This window comes from Fusobacterium perfoetens (assembly GCF_021531475.1).
GTDB lineage: Bacteria > Fusobacteriota > Fusobacteriia > Fusobacteriales > Fusobacteriaceae > Fusobacterium_B.
On sequence record NZ_JADYTX010000003.1, the window covers coordinates 42,399 to 59,724 of the forward strand.

Here is a 17,326-nt window from a genome sequence, read left to right on the forward strand (position 1 = left end):
TAATTAATACTATATTTTTTTAAAAAAGTCAATAGCTCGAAAGGAGGTTTTAATGCAAAGACAAATTTCAACTTTTATTTCCAAGTTACAAGATTATAAAATAAAAGGAATTAAATACAATGGAGTAGATGATAAAAATGGTATTATATGTCAAGTAGCAGAATCAGGAGAGGAATTTAATATAATAAGGTGGTTAATACATAGATTTACGTTATCTATACAGTATTTAACATATGAGGAATGCGAAAATATTATCAAAGAATTATTAGAATTAAAAAAAAACAGAAAATTGTTAATTATTAATAAAGAGATGATAGAAAATAAAGGATATATAGATTTTAAAGAAATTAAAGGAAATCCAAGCTTTTCATATGAGATAAAAGATATTTCTCCAAAGCCTATGTTAGGAAAACCATTTTACGAATTATCAATAAAATTAAATGAAAGGATTGATTTATGATGTTTGATAAATATTACCACTATATAGCGAAGATATATGACAGTTTAAGGCAGGATAAAGGAAAACCATTATATTTATCTACTAAGAAAGGATTATCTTTTGAAAATATATTGTGTAAACCTTATATGAGCGTTCCAAATGGTGGTGGTAGCTCTATTACACCTATTTCTTCACAATGCTCTGTATCATCGTTAAAATTCGATGTAGTGAATGTTGATTATGAAATATCTAAATGGTTTTATGAAAGATTAAATAATGGAAACTCTATGATGTATGGAGAAATGGTAGATGTCTATGCAGTTTCAAATACTGGAGAAACATCTTTGATATATAGAGGACTTATAAGAGACGTATCTAATGATAATTTTGAAAGTAAATATACTTTTGAGGTAGCAGACTTCCAAGAAAGATTGAAATCATCTGTATTTGATAGAGAATTATCAGAATATAACGAAGAAACTATTTCAGATATAAACACATACAGACTTCCATATATAATGGTAAATGAAGAAAGGAAAGGATTTTCTATTAAGGAAGTTGACGAGGGAAAAACCAACGACAATGGCGAAAAAATCCTAACTAGAGTTATTACATTCGAGGGACACGTTATTGATTTTATAGAGATGATATTTAAAATGATATTCTCTACACCTGAATTAGCTGTACAAGTTCCATATTTAACAAATAAATATTATGATTTCGTTGATTTAGAATCATTAAAAAGTATAAGAGAAGCACTAAGTAGACCAACATACAATTTCTATTTTGAATTTAGAGAGCCTATATCAGACCCATACGAATTTTTAATAGAAAATATATATAAACCTTGTGCAATATTCCCTTATTTGAATCTTGATGGAAAATTAGGTTTAAAACTACATAAACAACCTGCTATCGGAACTCACGGAATAACATTATCAGAGAACAATATAATATCCATTGACGAAAAAATAATAACTAATGAGAATATCACTAATAACATTATAGTTAAATATGATAAAGATTTTAAAGAGGATAAAGAATATTCAAAGAGATATTTTTCTTCAATAGCGTCTTTTAATAAATTTAGAATGTTGATACCAAGTACACCATCTGAATATATTATATCAGGAGTAAATAAATTATCTGAAACAGACAAGGCTACATTTACAGCTACCCTTGCAGATAGTATTTTTAACAGATATGGTAGCACTGGAATAGAATTAAAAATAACAATCCCTTTAGAAATTGGAGTTAGGCATAAAGTCGGAGATTATTTATTCATTATGCACAAAACTTTAGTAGCTTGGGAGGGAGAGGTATCAGGAACAAAAGGTGTTGGTTATGATTCATCTCCTGAAGAAGAAACTGATAAATATAATGGTATAGCTCATCTTGATGTCAAACACGATTGGGGAGGATTTATTTCTAATAATACTCTAGGAAAAGCGATTGACGGAACTTGGATAGTAGATACCACGATGAAAGAAATTTCACATAAAATATTTAACTCTAGAGAAATCAGAAGCTGTATGACTAATCACGAGCTTATAAAACAATGGTTAACCGAAGAGGGCATAGATATTTCAGGTGTGTAAAAAAGGAGAATATAAATGGCTAAACTTATGGAAATAATTGAAAAAAATCCTAACTTTGAAAAAGGTACTGTGACTTTAAAATTACTTGATACAAACTTTACTCAATTAACTAGAAAAATAGGTAATAACCCTACAAATTATCATTATCTCAACGCAAAGCCTGAAACAATGTTATCTAAGCAGTTATTAGTATCACTTAATCAAGACCAACTTAAGATGATAGCACTATTAAATAGATGGCTCAATGCAGTTAATAATCAAATAGATATTTACAATAAAACTATGGGAAATTTAAGCCACTTCATATATAATTTTACTTCTCTTATTGATTATTCAAGCAAATATGTTCCTAATCAAACTCTAGCTGATTATTATTTATTAACAGAGTTTGTAAATGCTGAAAAAGAAATGTATGAGTTCGGTAGATTTTGGGGAGCTAAACATATATATGAAACTGGGCAAAAAATGAAAGAGTGGAGTAAAAATAGAGATTATGGAAGTTGTGTAGGCAGTATTTATTGTCAATATGAAATTAGAGATGGTTGGGATTATAAATGGCAATTATATCAAAATACACATAACCTTGATGTAAAAATAGAACACGAGGGTGGACGTCCTGATTTCTGTGATATGACTGTATCAGGACTGACTAAAATACCAGTAGGAGAAACAGCAGTAGTGATAGCTCGTGCTGATTGGAAATACAAATACGATTATAATAAGACCTTTAATTTTTGGGCACACTGTATAATGAAAATTACTAGAAATAAATTAGGAGTTGATATTGATGACGGAAGAATAACTTTCAAAGCAGAGGGAGATGGAAATGAAGTAAGTTGGTATGAAAATTGGGGAGATGGAAGTGGGACTACACGCTGGGTTACAGCTTTTGACAATATAAGAAGAGCACCGAGAATTAATTCTCGAAGTGGTAAAGGAAGTCCACATTTTGATTATGATACAAAAGATGGCAAACCATTAACTTGGTTAAAATCAAGAGTAATATTATAAAAAAGGAGGTCACAAATGAAAAGAGTTTTTAAAATTGTAGTATCATCTTCGAAAGCTCCAATTTATGAATTAGGCACAAGATTTACCCAAGAAGATAATAAATCACATTTTTTAGAAATAGAATTTAAAGACGAGATAGATTTTAACGGAAAAAGTCTAAAAGCAAATTTCATAAGAGCTGACGGAGTAGTAGTTACTGCAATAGTTACAAAATTATCTAAAATAACGAGCGTAGAAGTTCCTACCAATGCTTTATCAGTTATTGGAGAGCTAGGGATAGAATTAGTAATTATTCAAGGAGATACAGTTTTAACGATAAATAAAGTTGTTAAACTACGTGTAGTAAGTACAACGGCAGGACAAGGAAATACAGTTATTGTTGGAGATAATTTCCTGAATGAAGTTAACAAAGTTACTGCTGAATTATTAAAAATACTTAATGGAAAAGCAGAAGAACAAGTAAAAGCAATAGAAAATAAATCTCTTCAAGAAAGAAGTTATATCCAACAACAAGTTGATACATCGAAGAAAGAATTAAATGATATAAAAACTAGTGCTATTTCAGAAATAACTAATAAAGAATCTATAATAAAAGACGTAGCAACAAAAGGTGTAGAAGAATTAACCTCTACAAAAGACCAAGCAGTTGCTGAACTAACTCTTATGATGAAAGATTTAGATGTTACAAATATTATTACCTTGCTTGGAAACAGTTATAGAGGAATATATGTACATACTAATGATTATATCGAGGGGGATATTTATTATAAAAAAGACAGTAGTACAGTTTCTTTTGAAATCCCTAATTCTAGTGGTGTTAATTTAACAAAATTAAATCAAACTGTTGAATTGAAGAAATTTTATAAATTAGTTAATGGAATGGAAAAAGAATTTAATATAACATCTAATGATGATAATTCAGTAGTTGGATTTTTTATGGGAAATTCTTTGAAACTTGATAGAGTAAATTCAGCTATAACATTTGAATTACCTATCATAACAAACGTTGTAGCAGTTGAGTTTCAAGCTACCAATAGTACAGATTTAATAAAAACTATTGTATTGAGTGAAAATACACCTACACCAACAATCATTAAGACACAAAGGGACAGACCTTTGACAAGTTCATTAACTCAAAGAGAAACAAATTTAAGAAAATTTAATTATTAGGAGGAAAAATAAATGGCAGATTATACACAAAATACAAAAGCGAATTTACCACATTTAAGTCAATCTTATTCATCACCTTTTGATAGTCACCCTGTCTTTTCTCAAATCGGAGGGTGGGTATGTGATGAAAATACGGCTGATTTAAAATATAAACTAAATAAAACAGATTGGAGTAAAAAAGCAGACGGAAGTCCATCTAATCTTGATGGAACAGACGGAGATGTTATGGTTAAAGTTCCTGCTTTCTTTATGAAAGTTACTAGAATGCCTAATGGAAAACCAAAATTTGAAATTGACGACATAATTCCTGATGAATTTGGAAGCAATGGAAAGCCTGGATTCTTCGTTCACCCTGCGTTTAAAATGAGTAATGGGAAAGTAAGACCATATTTTTTATGGGGAGCATATCCTGCATTTGAAAAAAGTGGAAAATTAAGAAGTATATCAGGTGTTCTTCCAACTACATCAAAAAACAAAGGAGATTTCAGAGATTTAGCTAGACAAGGTAGAAATACAGACTATGATATTTCTTCTGTATTTGAGAGAGTAGCTATACAAATATTATTTTACACTGAATTTGGTACTTTAGATTCTCAAACAGCTTGTGGAAATGGGATAGTTAATATGACTTGGGAATCAGGAACAGGAGCAGAACAAAATCAAAGAATAACTGGAGGAAGTGATGCTCTAGGAGATAGAAGTGGTTATTTAGAAAATGGAGCATACAAAAATGGTAAATGTTCCGTAAGATATAGAGGAATTGAAGATTTATGGGGGAATGTTTATAACTTTTTAACTGGGATAATGGTTACTGATAAAGGGTGGCATTATACAAATGAACATTCTAAAATGGACACAATTTCTTCAATGACACTATATGCTAAAGATTTAAAAGAAAAAGTTCCTAATGGATATATTTCAGATATGGAATACCCAGTAGGTGCCGAATGGTTATTTTTACCTAAAACTACTGGAGGGTCAGCTACTACTTATTTCTGCGACTACTATTATACACACGACCCAGGCGAAGAAAACGTACTGCTTGCCGGTGGTCATTGGGACAGTGGCTCTTTTGCAGGGCTTGCGTATTGGAATTGCCCTAATGTCGCTTCGACTTCGGGTGTGAGTCTCGGTGCTCGCTTGTCTTGGGCAAAGCAATAGCACAAAAGCAGTAGCACAAGCAAAGCAATTTTTTAAATGAAATATAGGTTGAATTACTTATACCGAAAAAGACACTACTTACCGGTGGTAATTGGAACAATGGCTCTAATGCAGGACTTACGTATTGGAATTGCAATAATGTCGCTTCGACTTCGAGTGTGAATATCGGTACTCACTTTATGTCTTAAAATTCAAATAAAAATTATAGTGATTTGACCTTGCCACTTGGCAAAACATAAGAAAAACGTTGATAAATGTGTTAGTAGATATAATATCGAAAACTCGTTAATTTTTCCAAGACAAACTATATCAACAAGAAAAGAGGTTATCAATGAAAAGAGTAGGTAATGTGTGGGATAAAATAATCTCATATGAAAATTTAATGAATGCTCATTTAAGAGCTAGTAAAGGCAAAGGGCATTATAAAGAAGTTATAAGGGTTAATGAGAATCCTGAACATTTTATCAAGAATCTTAGATTTTTACTTGCTAATAAAATTTATTATATCAATTATAGTGATTATAAAATGGAAACCATAGATGATAAAGGGAAACAAAGAGATATATATAAATTATCCTATTACCCTCATAGAATAGTGCAATGGGCAGTAGCTCTTCAAGTAGAGGATAGATTTTTAAAGAACTTAATACACGATACTTATTCCAGTATAAAAAACAAAGGTATAATTTTAGGTGTAAAAAGAATTAAAAAAGCCTTAAAAAATGAAGAAGAAACTAGATATTGCCTAAAACTTGATATGAAGAAATATTATCCCTCAATAGATAATTATATCTTATTTGATATTATAGAAACACTAATAAAAGATAGGGAATTGTTAGAATTATTAAGAATGATAATATTTAGTTACGGAATTAAAGGGCAACCTATTGGCTCATTATTATCTCAATGGTTTGGAAATTTGTATTTATCTAAATTGGACCATTACATAAAAGAGAATTTAAAAAGTAAATGGTATTTCAGATATTGTGATGATATTGTATTATTAGGAAGCTCCAAAGAAGATTTAAGAAAAAAATTAAGATGTATAGAGATAGTAGCACAAGAAAAATTAAATCTAACTATCAAAGAGAATTTTCAGATTTTTCCTGTCAGGACTAGAGGAATAGATTTTTTAGGATATCGTTTCTTTGGAGAATACACTTTATTAAGAAAAAAGATATTAAAGAAAATGAAAAAGAAATTAGTACCACTTCAAGATAAGAATATTTTAACTAATTCAGATAATAGTGCTATATGCTCATATAAAGGTTGGTTAAAGTATTGTGATAGTTATAGGCTATGGGAAAAATATTTTACACCATTAAAAGATAAATATTATATATGTGAAAAAGGTTATAAAAGGAGAGTGAACATATGTTTAAAATAGACAAAGAAAACAGAAAAATAATAATTACTGATGAAGTTTCAAGAAAAGTTATAGAAATTAGAGAGGGAGAAGCTTTAAATAGAAAGTTTTTAGAGGGAACACAAGACAAATATAAATGTATCTTAAAACTCATCGAAGTAGACATTGTAGACCCTAAGACTGGAGAAAAAACAGGAAATAAAGAAACAAAGGCATTCGCTCAAAGAGAAAATAACGAGGGTTGGTTAATGGAGTTTGTGGAAGAGGAATACAATTACGCATAAGGAGATGTAAAAATTGGAAAAAATTTTCAAGAATATTAAAGAAAATATATCTTATTTTACAAATGAAAATGATTCTTGTGAAACTATAATAAATAAAATAGTTAAAAAATTAAAAGAAAACAATGTTACTTTAGAGGTTGGAGATTATGAAATTTTAGAGTTTGGAGAAAACTTCTCGAAAGTAAATTTTAAAATCAAAATACAAAACTTAGAGAATATCAAAGAAGAAAATATAGATTTGATATTACCAAATAATTCTTTTTATGATTGTTTGGTTAAAAGTTTTAAAAGAGTTACTGAATTGTATATCATAAAAACTTTTAAAATAGAAAAATCACCTAATACTGAAAAAGAGGGTATCACAGATAAGCAAAGAAGTTTTATAGAGGATAAAATGAAATATAATTCTCAGGTAATAGAGAAAGAACTTGATAAAATGCAGGTATCATCTATAAAAGAGCTTACAAAGGCTCAAGCTTCACAAATTATTACTTTTATTCAAGGTAATAAACATAGAAGTAAAGAATTTTAAGAGGTTATATTAGCAAATTAATAACTTCGAAAAATAATTTTTAAGGAGGAATTTATGAAAAAAAGCTATTTTACAGTAGAAGAAATCAGTCGTTCGGAAATGGCGAACAAGTCAAATATAAAGAATATTCCTAATAGATTAGAACTTCATAATATTGAAACTATAACTATTCCACAAATGAATATTATTAGAGAATTTTTAGGAGTTCCTATCATTGTGAATAGTGGTTATAGGTGTAAAGAATTAAATAGAAAAGTTGGAGGAGTTTATAACAGTAAGCACCTTGAAGGACTAGCTGTCGATGGAATACCAAAAGGTTTAAATCTTAGAGAATGTTGGAATAAACTAAGAGATAGTAAATACGCAAGTCTTTTAGACCAGTGTATTCTTTATGAAAAAAGGGGATTTATACATTTTGGATTTACAGTAGGAATACCAAGACAACAATTTTTTGAAAAATAAGGGGGAGTGATAAATGGGGGTAGTGTTATTATTTTTAAAAAAATTTGTAGTTAAATATTTTACATCATTAGCACTTGAAAAAATAGTTATAATATTTCTTAGAGAGCTAGTAAAAAGAACAGATAGTAAAGTTGATGATGAATTGTTTGAAGCAGTATTCAATCAAACTAAAGTAGGCGAGGAGCAATGAGGGTACTGCTTGAAAAAATGAAAAATATTAGTGAATCTGTTATAGCTATTGTGACAGCTACAAGTGTTATTATAGGAGTTCTATTAGCAATATACAATGGAATATATAGATTAAATCAGACTGTGACTTCAGTTGTAAAGGCTATACCTTTACTAGAAGAACATAATAGATTTTTAGAAATTACAGTTGACTATGACATATATCTTGCAGAAAGTCAACTAAATGAAAAAGGTGGAATAGATATGTTGCTGATGAGAAAATTAGTTCAGTATGAATCGGAACTAGCTTTAACATCTGAACAACTGAATAATATAAAATACTTAAAAAGTAAAAGTAAATATTATCAATAAAAAAATAGAACAGAGAAACAATATAAGAGGGAGAAATCCCTCTTACTTTTTTATTGACGTCTACTTTAGAGAAATGTTATAATAGAATAAAGTTGCCAGTTTCATTCTTAGAGCATAATATTTCTCTAGGAATTACCAATAGTCTAAGTAATTTAGATTATTGGTTTTTTATATTATTAAATATCATTTTAAATTATAAAATAAAAAGTGGTTGTCAATTATTAGTTGATAACCACCTTTTTTAATGCTATAATAAATTATAGATTTTTAGCTAGAAGATAAAAAGTACCCTAAAATTTAGCTCGTATCTAGGCACCACTTTTAAGAATTAATCTCCTAGTTTTAGGAGATTTTTTTTATTATTAAAATATTTTTTATAATAAAAAAGGAATTACTAAATTTTATCTCTTTGGTAATTCCTCTTTATTTTAATTATTTCTTTGAAAACATTGGAACTATTTCTTCTTCTTCATCATAAGCGTCAAACTCTTTTTTTAGTTCAACATTTTCATACTCTAAGAAATACTTTCCAGTTTTTGGTATAGTACAAATTGTATTCTCTCCAAGATATAATATTTGTCCCTCTTGAATGAATAAAGCTCCGTTCAAGAAATCAAGTATTCTTCTTTTTACGCTATCATTTACATCTGATAGGTTTATATGAACATATTTTTGAGCTTTGATATACTCAATGTATTTCAAACACTCTTCAAATCTTTTTGGTTTAAAAAAGGCTATATCATAATTCATATTGTATCACTCCCTATATTTTTTCTTTTATGATTTTTATTATCTCTTCTTCTGTTAATGTAGTCGTAAATCCAGCAGCCTTTCTATGACCTCCACCATCAAAAGATTTCGCTACTTCGTTTACGTCTATATCTCTTTTACTTCTTAGACTTCCTTTTATTTTTCCATTTCCCTCTTCTTTTAGGAAAACTGCTACTTCACAATCTTTATATTCAAGTAATTTTTCAACTATTCCCTCCGTTTCATCTTTTTGAATATTATTTTTTGTCATAAAATCCTTTGTAAGTAAAAATGAAACTAATTTTTTCTCGTTATCTATTTTCATTTCTGACAGAGCAATTCCTAAAGTTCTTATAAATCCTAAAGTTCTACTTCTATAAATTTCGTTTATTATATTATCTCTATCAATTCCTAGAGCTAGCAACTCTCCAGCAATTCTGAAAGTATCCATTGATGTAGAATCATATTGAAAGTTTCCAGAATCTGTAACTATTCCTGTATATAGGCTTTCTCCTGCTAAAGTATCTATTTCAATTCCTAAATCTTTTATAACTCCATAGACAACTTCACTAGCTGAGGAGATATTTTTTACAATGTTTAAATCTCCGTAATTATCATTACTTATATGATGGTCTATATTCACCAAGAAAGCATCTTTTCTTAAATCTGCCACCTTTCCTATTCTTTTAAATACAGCTGAGTCAACAACTATAAAAAGGTCTGCTTTTGGCTCGTCTTTTAGTTCATCAAATTTTTCTATTTTTTCAGTTCCTTTTAAAAAAGAATAATTATAAGGAACTTTATCTTCTAATATAAATCTTATACTTTTATCTGGATATTTTTTTGTTAAAGCCAGATAAAGCCCTAATCCACTTCCTATAGCATCTCCGTCAGGATTAATATGAGAAGAGATTATTATATTTTTACTTTCCTCTATTTTCTGTAAAAGCATATTTTGCCCCTTTCTTTTGGCTAAGTTTTTCTTATATTGTATTATACATTATTTGGGACTAAATTCAAAATATTTTTTTATTTCTTAAAAACTCCCTTTAACTTTTGATAGCTGTCTTCTGGGTTATGTCCCAATTTTTTCGCCATCAAGTTCATAACAACTATTTCTACCATTGCCGCAGCATTTCTTCCAGATGACATATATAGCTCAGCCTTATAAACCTCTTTATCCAATATTTTATCTGTTCCAGTAGAATAGTTTACCCTTGTCAAATAATCATCAGTTTCTTGCTCTTTAATCTCGATTATAGCCTCTACATTCTTGCTTAAAACAACAGAACTCATTCCGTATAAAGTTTTTATATCAATTATTCCAAGACCTCTTATCTCCATAAAGAATGGTAATTTTGACGCAGTTCCTATAACTTCTCCATCTGTACTTTTTCTAAATTTTACCAAGTCATCAGCTACAAGTCTGTGACCTCTATGGATAAGCTCAAGAGCTGTTTCACTTTTTCCAATTCCACTTCTTCCAGTTAAAAGGACACCAAGTCCATACATCTCTAAAAATACTCCGTGGACTGTAAGAGTTTCCGCAAATTGTTGCTCTAAATATGAGTTAAGACTAGCAATTACTCTTGATGGAGTTTTTTCTGATGATCTTAACACAATTTTTTTATTCTCTTTTACCAATGTCTTAAAATCTTCAGGAAGTTTCAAATCTCCACACAGTATTATGCTTGGAAAATTGTACGAAAAGAATTTCTCCAAATTTTCCTTTCTCTTATTAGGAGGTAGTTGCTCTAAATATTCAAGCTCTATGTTAGTTATAAGTTGTAAACCTTTATTTTCATAAGTTTCTTCTTCCAAATTAAAATATCCAGAAAGAGCCATTGCAGGTCTTGTTATACTAGTAGATGTTATATAGTTTTCTTTTAGATAATCTTTTCCATATAATATCTCTAGTCCATTATTAACTCTTACGAATTCTTCCATAGAAAGTTTTTTTTCGTCCATATCTTCCCCTCTTTTTTTTCTCGCTCTTTTTTCCATAATAATTCTTTGAGATTCTTCCATAAAATATTTTGCTGAGTTTACTCCAAGAAGTTTTAATCTCGAGTCAATAGCAGCTGTCTCTATTACTACTGCCAAGTTTCTTCCCTTTCTTGCTGGAAGAGTGATTTTCTTTATAGGATAATCAAGTATCTCCTCATAAACTTCATCAAGTCCAAGTCTATCATAAAACTTTTTATCTTGCCATGGCTCTAACTCCACAATAAGCTCTATTTTCTTACTCATCTCGTTAGATATTATCCCAAAATTCAAAGTAAGATTTATATCCTCTTGATCTTCTCCCATAAGCAAGAAAAAATCTTTCTCTGGGTGTGTAAGAACTCTTGTATTATATCCAATAAGTCCTCTGTCTGTTTCTTTTACCAAGATATTAGTATCAGAGATAAATTTATGTCCTCTTTCAATAAGCTCTATTGTAGCTCCCATTTTAATATCTCTTTCACCTTTTAGGATAACTCCCATTCCGTACACATCAAGAAGAATAACATCATTTATTATAGTCTCTCTTCCTAGCATATTTCTCAAATAATCATTTAAATCTCTTATAAATTCAGTGGTTCTATGTTTTGTTCTAAGCACCACCTTATTATAAATCTTAGCTCTTTCTAAGATTGTTTCCACATCTTTAACTTTAGAGCTAAGTACCAAAGCTGGAAATTTATGAGAAAAATATTGGTCTAGTATAGCGTCTCTTTTTTCCTCACTAAGTCTTGAAAGATATTCACTTTCTTTATGTCCCATTACGTGAATAGATCTTTGAAGTTCCTCTTTATCCATAAAAAATCCAGTAAATTCATAACCAGCTCTATGGATATCATTTGCCATTATATTTTGTTCAAAATCTCCGTCAACTAATATTTCTAATTTAAAATGTTTTACTATATCTCTAAGAGTTACTGTTTTTTCTTGACCTATCACTTATTGCCTCCTAGTTATTTTTCGTCGATTTTTATCTCTTTGATTATTTTATTTTCATCTAAAAAAGCCATTCTCAAAGTGTTGGTATTTTTATTCTCCTTAACGATTATATTTTTTATTTGGTGTAAATACCCTGCCTCTTTATAGCATAAGAAACATACTATTACCCCTATCACTGTATTAGTTATAAATAACAATATCTTTTTTAAAATCTTCATCTTTTAAACTTCCTTTTTAAATTTTTCACAAGTATAAAATGAACCACATACAACTATTACTTTTCTACCAAAAGATTTAGCTATTTCATAAGATTTTTTCATATCCTCACAAACCTCATAAATACTTGATTTATCAGAATGTTCATAGATACTTGCTCCCTCTAAACCTCTTGGATTTTCACTTAGAGAAGTAAGGATTATCTTATCACTCATATCTTCACAAATTTCAAGCATCTCATCTATCTTTTTATCTTTTAATATAGATACAATAAGTACCACTTCATCTTTTTTATAACCTTGTTTTATTATTTTTCTAAGGTTGCTCATTCCATCTATGTTGTGAGCTCCCTCTAAAACTGTCAACGGTTCATTTTTATAAATTTCAAATCTACATTGCCATTTAATTTCTTTTACCGCGTCCATTATCACTTCATCAGATATTCCCAATCTTTTTAAAGCCTCATAAGCACATAGGAAATTTTTTACTTGATAATCTCCAAAAAGAGAAAGTTTATATTTTTTATCATCTATCTCTATATTAGTTACAAAGTTTTTAAAATCTAATTTATAATCTATATTTTTATATTTTTCCAAAACATTAGTATAATCTTTTTTCTTTTCAACTATCGCTTTTAAAAATTCTGGATTGCTATCTCCTACTATTACATAGCTTTTATCTTTTATTATTCCCGCTTTTTCTCTAGCTATTTCATAAATAGTTTTTCCTAGATATTCAGTATGATCTATTGATACATTAGTAATGATAGCTATATCAGAATCTACAACGTTAGTAGCATCAAATCTTCCGCCCATTCCAACTTCCAACACAACATACTCTACCTCTCTCATTGAGAAATATAAAAACATCATAGCTGTTGTTACTTCAAAGAAAGTAGGTGTTATTTCTAACTCTTTTATTTTTTCTCTTACAATTCCATATACTTTTGTTATATCTTCATCAGATATATCTTGACCATTCACTCTTATTCTTTCATTAAACTTTAAAATGTGAGGAGAAGTATATTTTCCTACTTTATATCCTTGTTTTAAAAGTACAGTTTCCACTATTGTGGCTGTTGACCCTTTTCCATTAGTCCCTGTAATATGGACTATTTTATAATTTTTTTCAGGATTTCCCAAAGAATCACATATTTTCTGAATATTTTCTAGCCCCAATTTAATTCCGTGTAAGGAATAAGAATATAATTCGTTTAAAAGTTCGTTCATTTCCATTTTATCACATTCTTTCTTAATAAATTTATCTATAAGAGAATTATAACATATTTTTTATGATTATAGAATTTTAATTTTATATAGAATAATAATTTTTTTTAAGGTATAATATAGTAAGTTAATTTAGCCATTAAGGAGGATTATTTTATGGAAAAAAATTTTGTTCATTTACATCTACATACTGAATATAGTCTTCTTGATGGAGTTGGAAAAATAGAAGAGTATATTGAAAAAGCTAAAAGTTTAAAAATGAAAGCTTTAGCTATTACTGACCACGGAAATATGTTTGGAGCTATTGAAATGTATCAAAAAGCTCTTGCTAGTGGTATCAAACCAATTATCGGAATGGAAGCTTATGTTTCGGAGTTTGGGGCAGAGTCAAAAGAGGGAAGAATTTTCCATTTGGTTTTACTAGCTCAAAACAATACTGGTTATAAAAATCTTATAAAAATCTCATCTTTTGCTTATACACAAGGTTTTTATTACAAACCAAGAGTTGATAAAGAATTTCTTAAAAATCACAGTGAGGGGATTATCGCCCTTTCAGCTTGTATGCAGGGAGAAATTTCGAGAAGAGTTTTAGATAGAGAAAGTGACGAAAATATAGAAAAATCTATAAATGAGTATATAGCTATTTTTGGAAAAGATAATTTTTATATAGAAGTTCAAGGAAATGGAATAAAAGAACAAAAAGAATTAAATAAAAAGTTAAAAACTTTGGCAGAAACTTTTGATTTAAAGCTTGTAGCTACAAATGATACTCACTATGTGAATAAAGGAGATGACACTTTACAAGATATTCTTCTTTGTATTCAGACTGGTGCTAAAGTTTCTGAAGAAAAAAGAATGAGGATTGAAACTGATGAGTTATATTTTAAATCTCGTGAGGAGATAATCCAATCACTCGGAGAAGAATATATCGAGGGAGTTAATAACACTGAAGAGATTGCTAGCCGTTGCAATGTTTCTATTGAGTTTGGAAAGTTTAAATTTCCTTATTATGAAATTCCAGAAAATTTTTCATCTACAAGCGATTTTCTAAAACACCTTGTCTATAAAGGTTTAGAAGAAAGATATCCTTTTGGTATATCAAATGAAATTTTAGAAAGAGCCGAGTACGAACTTTCTATCATCAATAGAATGGGGTATGCTGAATATTTCGTCGTTGTTTGGGACTTTATAAATTTTGCTAAAAATAATAATATTCCAATAGGACCGGGAAGAGGTTCTGCTGCTGGAAGTTTGATTGCTTATGCTCTTAAGATAACAGAGCTTGACCCTTTAAAATATAATCTGATTTTTGAGAGATTTTTAAACCCTGAAAGAGTTTCAATGCCAGATATTGATATTGATATTTGCCAAGAAAGACGTCAAGAGCTTATTGACTATGTAACAAATAAATATGGAATTGATAAAGTTGCTCAGATTATAACTTTTGGAACTTTAAAAGCTCGGGCTGCTATAAGAGATGTTGGACGTGTCCTTGATGTTCCTATCTCAAAGGTTGATAAAGTTGCAAAACTTATTCCTTTTAACTACTCAATAAAAGATTCCCTTGAGGAGATAAAAGAGTTTCGTGATATTTATCAAACTGATTCTCAGATAAAAAAAATTGTTGATTATTCAAAAAAATTAGAAAATAAAGTAAGACACTCATCTATCCACGCTGCTGGTATCGTTATCACAAAGGATTCTTTAGACGAAACTGTCCCAGTCTTCAAGGATAAAGATTCTACAGTTGCCACACAATATCAGATGAAAGAGTTAGAAGACCTTGGACTTTTAAAAATGGACTTTCTTGGTCTTAGAAATCTTACAAACCTACAAAGAACCATTGATTATATAAAAGAAAACTTAAAAGAGGATATAAATCTTTCAGATATTCCTCTTGATATAAAAGAAGTTTATCAAATGCTTTCTGAGGGAGATACTCTTGGAGTTTTCCAACTTGAATCTTTAGGAATTAGAAAACTTTTAAGAAGATTAAAACCGGATAAATTTGAAGATATTATCGCCTTACTTGCTCTTTATCGTCCCGGTCCTTTAGGTTCTGGAATGGTTGATGATTTCATAAACTGTAAAAATGGTATCTCTCAAATAAAATATCCTGATGATTCCTTAGAAGACATTTTAAAAGGTACATACGGAGTTATACTTTATCAAGAGCAGGTAATGAGTATTGCCAATAGAATGGCTGATTACTCTTTGGGAGAAGCTGACCTTTTAAGAAGAGCTATGGGTAAGAAAAAATTTAGCATAATGAATGAAAACAGAGAAAAATTTATCTCTCGTTCTATGGCTAAAGGTTATTCTGAAGAAATTGCTAGTGAAATATTTGATTTGATTTACAAATTTGCTGGTTATGGATTTAATAAATCCCATTCGGCAGCTTATGCTTTAGTTGCCTATTGGACAGCTTATTTCAAATATAAATATCCAAAATTTTATTATGCTGCCCTCATGACATCTGAGATGAAAAATATTGATGATATTGCAGTGTATCTACAAGATGCCAAAAGACACAATACTATCATCGAACTTCCAGATGTAAATAAGCCTGCATCAAAGTTTATTGTAAAAGATGGAAAGATTCTTTTTGCTCTATCTGCTATCAAAAATGTAGGAGAAAAAGTAGCTGAAAGTATAAAAAAGGAGTGGGAAGAAAATGGAGATTACAAATCCTTTGAAGATTTTGTTATAAGAACTAAGATTTACGGAGTAAATAAAAAAACTTTAGAGGCTCTTATATTTGCTGGAGCTTTAGACTCAGTTCCCGGTAACAGAAATGAAAAACTTTCATCACTTGGAAAACTTATTGACTATGCTACTAAGGTTTCAAAAGAGGACGAGATTCAACAAATGAACCTTTTTGGAGATGCAAAATCCACTATTAACTCTTTTACTTTAGCAAATGCTCCTGATTTTTCATTGGAAGAAAAGTTAGAAAAAGAAAAAGAGGTTCTTGGATTTTATTTCAGTGGACACCCTCTTGATAAATATATAAATCTTATAAACTCCTTTGAATATACTCCAACAAATCTTGTAAAAAATGAGCAAGAAGGAAAAGATATTCAACTATTTGGTATTTTAAGAAATATAAAAAAAATAGTTACAAAAAATTCTGGAGAGATTATGTGTGTATTTGAGATAGAGGACTTTACAGGAATTGTTTCTTGTATCGCTTTTCCTAGAACTTTCACAAATTTCCAAAATGAGTTTTTAGAGGGAAACAAAGTATATATCCAAGGTAGTATCCAAGTAGATTATTTCAATGGAAACGAGAATAAAAAAGTCATTGTAAGAACTATTTCAAGTATAGAAACTGTCCTGAAAAGACGCTCTTTGACTACTTACATACTTTTGCAAGAAAAAGACAAAGATAAATTTTCAAGTCTTTTAAATATTTTAAAAAAACATTTAGGAGAATCTCCAGTTTATTTCGCTCTTAAAACAGAAACTAGAAAAGAAGTGAAGTTATCCAAATATAAAATTACACCTGATATTTATTTTATTGATAAAATTACAAAATTATTAGGTGAAAATTGCTTAAAGTTTAAATAAAAAGCTGATTTTTTGTTGATAGTTAATTTTATTTGTGATAAAATAAATACATATCTTA

17 protein-coding genes are annotated in these 17,326 nt (G+C 29.2%); 12 read left to right on the forward strand and 5 right to left on the reverse strand.

The window, feature by feature from the left end; translation table 11 throughout:
• The first annotated feature begins 52 nt into the window (after window positions 1–52).
• The 11 genes from I6E15_RS01375 to I6E15_RS01425 all read left to right on the forward strand — a co-directional run bounded on the left by I6E15_RS01375 (window position 53) and on the right by I6E15_RS01425 (window position 8,563).
• Window positions 53–460, forward strand: a complete 408-nt coding sequence (locus I6E15_RS01375) for a hypothetical protein (RefSeq protein ID WP_235243637.1) — start codon at window positions 53–55, stop codon at window positions 458–460.
• Complete coding sequence (locus tag I6E15_RS01380; RefSeq protein ID WP_235243638.1) at window positions 457–2,037, forward strand: hypothetical protein; 1,581 nt, start codon at window positions 457–459, stop codon at window positions 2,035–2,037. The genes I6E15_RS01375 and I6E15_RS01380 overlap by 4 nt, the downstream gene beginning before the upstream one ends.
• Window positions 2,038–2,052: 15 nt before the next feature.
• Complete coding sequence (locus I6E15_RS01385; protein WP_235243639.1) at window positions 2,053–3,048, forward strand: hypothetical protein; 996 nt, start codon at window positions 2,053–2,055, stop codon at window positions 3,046–3,048.
• 15 nt (window positions 3,049–3,063) lie between these two features.
• Window positions 3,064–4,218: a hypothetical protein gene (locus I6E15_RS01390; RefSeq protein WP_235243640.1), complete on the forward strand. Its 1,155-nt coding sequence runs from the start codon at window positions 3,064–3,066 to the stop codon at window positions 4,216–4,218.
• Window positions 4,219–4,230: 12 nt separating this feature from the next.
• A complete protein-coding gene (locus I6E15_RS01395; RefSeq protein ID WP_235243641.1) occupies window positions 4,231–5,379 on the forward strand; it encodes a hypothetical protein in 1,149 nt (382 codons plus the stop codon).
• Between the two features lie 331 nt (window positions 5,380–5,710).
• Window positions 5,711–6,766, forward strand: coding sequence for an RNA-directed DNA polymerase (locus I6E15_RS01400; protein WP_235243642.1), 1,056 nt, complete (start codon window positions 5,711–5,713; stop codon window positions 6,764–6,766).
• Complete coding sequence (locus I6E15_RS01405) at window positions 6,754–7,029, forward strand: hypothetical protein (protein ID WP_235243643.1); 276 nt, start codon at window positions 6,754–6,756, stop codon at window positions 7,027–7,029. The genes I6E15_RS01400 and I6E15_RS01405 overlap by 13 nt, the downstream gene beginning before the upstream one ends.
• A gap of 13 nt (window positions 7,030–7,042) precedes the next feature.
• On the forward strand, window positions 7,043–7,561 hold the full coding sequence (locus I6E15_RS01410) for a hypothetical protein (RefSeq protein WP_235243644.1): 519 nt from the start codon (window positions 7,043–7,045) through the stop codon (window positions 7,559–7,561).
• A 54-nt stretch (window positions 7,562–7,615) separates the two neighbouring features.
• Entirely contained in the window at window positions 7,616–8,023 is a 408-nt protein-coding gene (locus tag I6E15_RS01415; protein ID WP_235243645.1) for a D-Ala-D-Ala carboxypeptidase family metallohydrolase, read from the forward strand.
• A 13-nt stretch (window positions 8,024–8,036) separates the two neighbouring features.
• Window positions 8,037–8,213 (forward strand): hypothetical protein, encoded by a 177-nt coding sequence (locus tag I6E15_RS01420; protein WP_235243646.1) that lies wholly within the window; start codon window positions 8,037–8,039, stop codon window positions 8,211–8,213.
• A complete protein-coding gene (locus I6E15_RS01425; protein WP_235243647.1) occupies window positions 8,210–8,563 on the forward strand; it encodes a hypothetical protein in 354 nt (117 codons plus the stop codon). The genes I6E15_RS01420 and I6E15_RS01425 overlap by 4 nt, the downstream gene beginning before the upstream one ends.
• Before the next feature lie 432 nt (window positions 8,564–8,995).
• Here I6E15_RS01425 and I6E15_RS01430 read toward each other — a convergent pair whose 3' ends face one another.
• The 5 genes from I6E15_RS01430 to I6E15_RS01450 all read right to left on the reverse strand — a co-directional run bounded on the left by I6E15_RS01430 (window position 8,996) and on the right by I6E15_RS01450 (window position 13,707).
• Window positions 8,996–9,313: a cell division protein SepF gene (locus I6E15_RS01430; protein ID WP_177161994.1), complete on the reverse strand. Its 318-nt coding sequence runs from the start codon at window positions 9,311–9,313 to the stop codon at window positions 8,996–8,998.
• A 13-nt stretch (window positions 9,314–9,326) separates the two neighbouring features.
• Complete coding sequence (locus I6E15_RS01435) at window positions 9,327–10,265, reverse strand: DHH family phosphoesterase (protein ID WP_235243648.1); 939 nt, start codon at window positions 10,263–10,265, stop codon at window positions 9,327–9,329.
• 77 nt (window positions 10,266–10,342) lie between these two features.
• Complete coding sequence (gene hprK / locus I6E15_RS01440; RefSeq protein WP_235243649.1) at window positions 10,343–12,256, reverse strand: HPr(Ser) kinase/phosphatase; 1,914 nt, start codon at window positions 12,254–12,256, stop codon at window positions 10,343–10,345.
• A 14-nt stretch (window positions 12,257–12,270) separates the two neighbouring features.
• Window positions 12,271–12,474, reverse strand: coding sequence for a hypothetical protein (locus I6E15_RS01445; protein ID WP_235243650.1), 204 nt, complete (start codon window positions 12,472–12,474; stop codon window positions 12,271–12,273).
• Window positions 12,475–12,477: 3 nt separating this feature from the next.
• Window positions 12,478–13,707: a bifunctional folylpolyglutamate synthase/dihydrofolate synthase gene (locus tag I6E15_RS01450; protein ID WP_235243651.1), complete on the reverse strand. Its 1,230-nt coding sequence runs from the start codon at window positions 13,705–13,707 to the stop codon at window positions 12,478–12,480.
• A 147-nt stretch (window positions 13,708–13,854) separates the two neighbouring features.
• Here I6E15_RS01450 and I6E15_RS01455 point away from each other — a divergent pair, with 147 nt between their 5' ends.
• Entirely contained in the window at window positions 13,855–17,268 is a 3,414-nt protein-coding gene (locus I6E15_RS01455; RefSeq protein ID WP_235243652.1) for a DNA polymerase III subunit alpha, read from the forward strand.
• The last annotated feature ends 58 nt before the right edge of the window (window positions 17,269–17,326 follow it).

Coding starts and splice junctions, on each gene's coding strand:
- I6E15_RS01375 (WP_235243637.1), top strand. CDS start 53: ATGCAAAGACAAATTTCAACTTTTATTTCCAAGTTACAAGATTATAAA.
- I6E15_RS01380 (WP_235243638.1), top strand. CDS start 457: ATGATGTTTGATAAATATTACCACTATATAGCGAAGATATATGACAGT.
- I6E15_RS01385 (WP_235243639.1), top strand. CDS start 2,053: ATGGCTAAACTTATGGAAATAATTGAAAAAAATCCTAACTTTGAAAAA.
- I6E15_RS01390 (WP_235243640.1), top strand. CDS start 3,064: ATGAAAAGAGTTTTTAAAATTGTAGTATCATCTTCGAAAGCTCCAATT.
- I6E15_RS01395 (WP_235243641.1), top strand. CDS start 4,231: ATGGCAGATTATACACAAAATACAAAAGCGAATTTACCACATTTAAGT.
- I6E15_RS01400 (WP_235243642.1), top strand. CDS start 5,711: ATGAAAAGAGTAGGTAATGTGTGGGATAAAATAATCTCATATGAAAAT.
- I6E15_RS01405 (WP_235243643.1), top strand. CDS start 6,754: ATGTTTAAAATAGACAAAGAAAACAGAAAAATAATAATTACTGATGAA.
- I6E15_RS01415 (WP_235243645.1), top strand. CDS start 7,616: ATGAAAAAAAGCTATTTTACAGTAGAAGAAATCAGTCGTTCGGAAATG.
- I6E15_RS01420 (WP_235243646.1), top strand. CDS start 8,037: ATGGGGGTAGTGTTATTATTTTTAAAAAAATTTGTAGTTAAATATTTT.
- I6E15_RS01425 (WP_235243647.1), top strand. CDS start 8,210: ATGAGGGTACTGCTTGAAAAAATGAAAAATATTAGTGAATCTGTTATA.
- I6E15_RS01430 (WP_177161994.1), bottom strand. CDS start 9,313: ATGAATTATGATATAGCCTTTTTTAAACCAAAAAGATTTGAAGAGTGT.
- I6E15_RS01435 (WP_235243648.1), bottom strand. CDS start 10,265: ATGCTTTTACAGAAAATAGAGGAAAGTAAAAATATAATAATCTCTTCT.
- I6E15_RS01445 (WP_235243650.1), bottom strand. CDS start 12,474: ATGAAGATTTTAAAAAAGATATTGTTATTTATAACTAATACAGTGATA.
- I6E15_RS01450 (WP_235243651.1), bottom strand. CDS start 13,707: ATGGAAATGAACGAACTTTTAAACGAATTATATTCTTATTCCTTACAC.
- I6E15_RS01455 (WP_235243652.1), top strand. CDS start 13,855: ATGGAAAAAAATTTTGTTCATTTACATCTACATACTGAATATAGTCTT.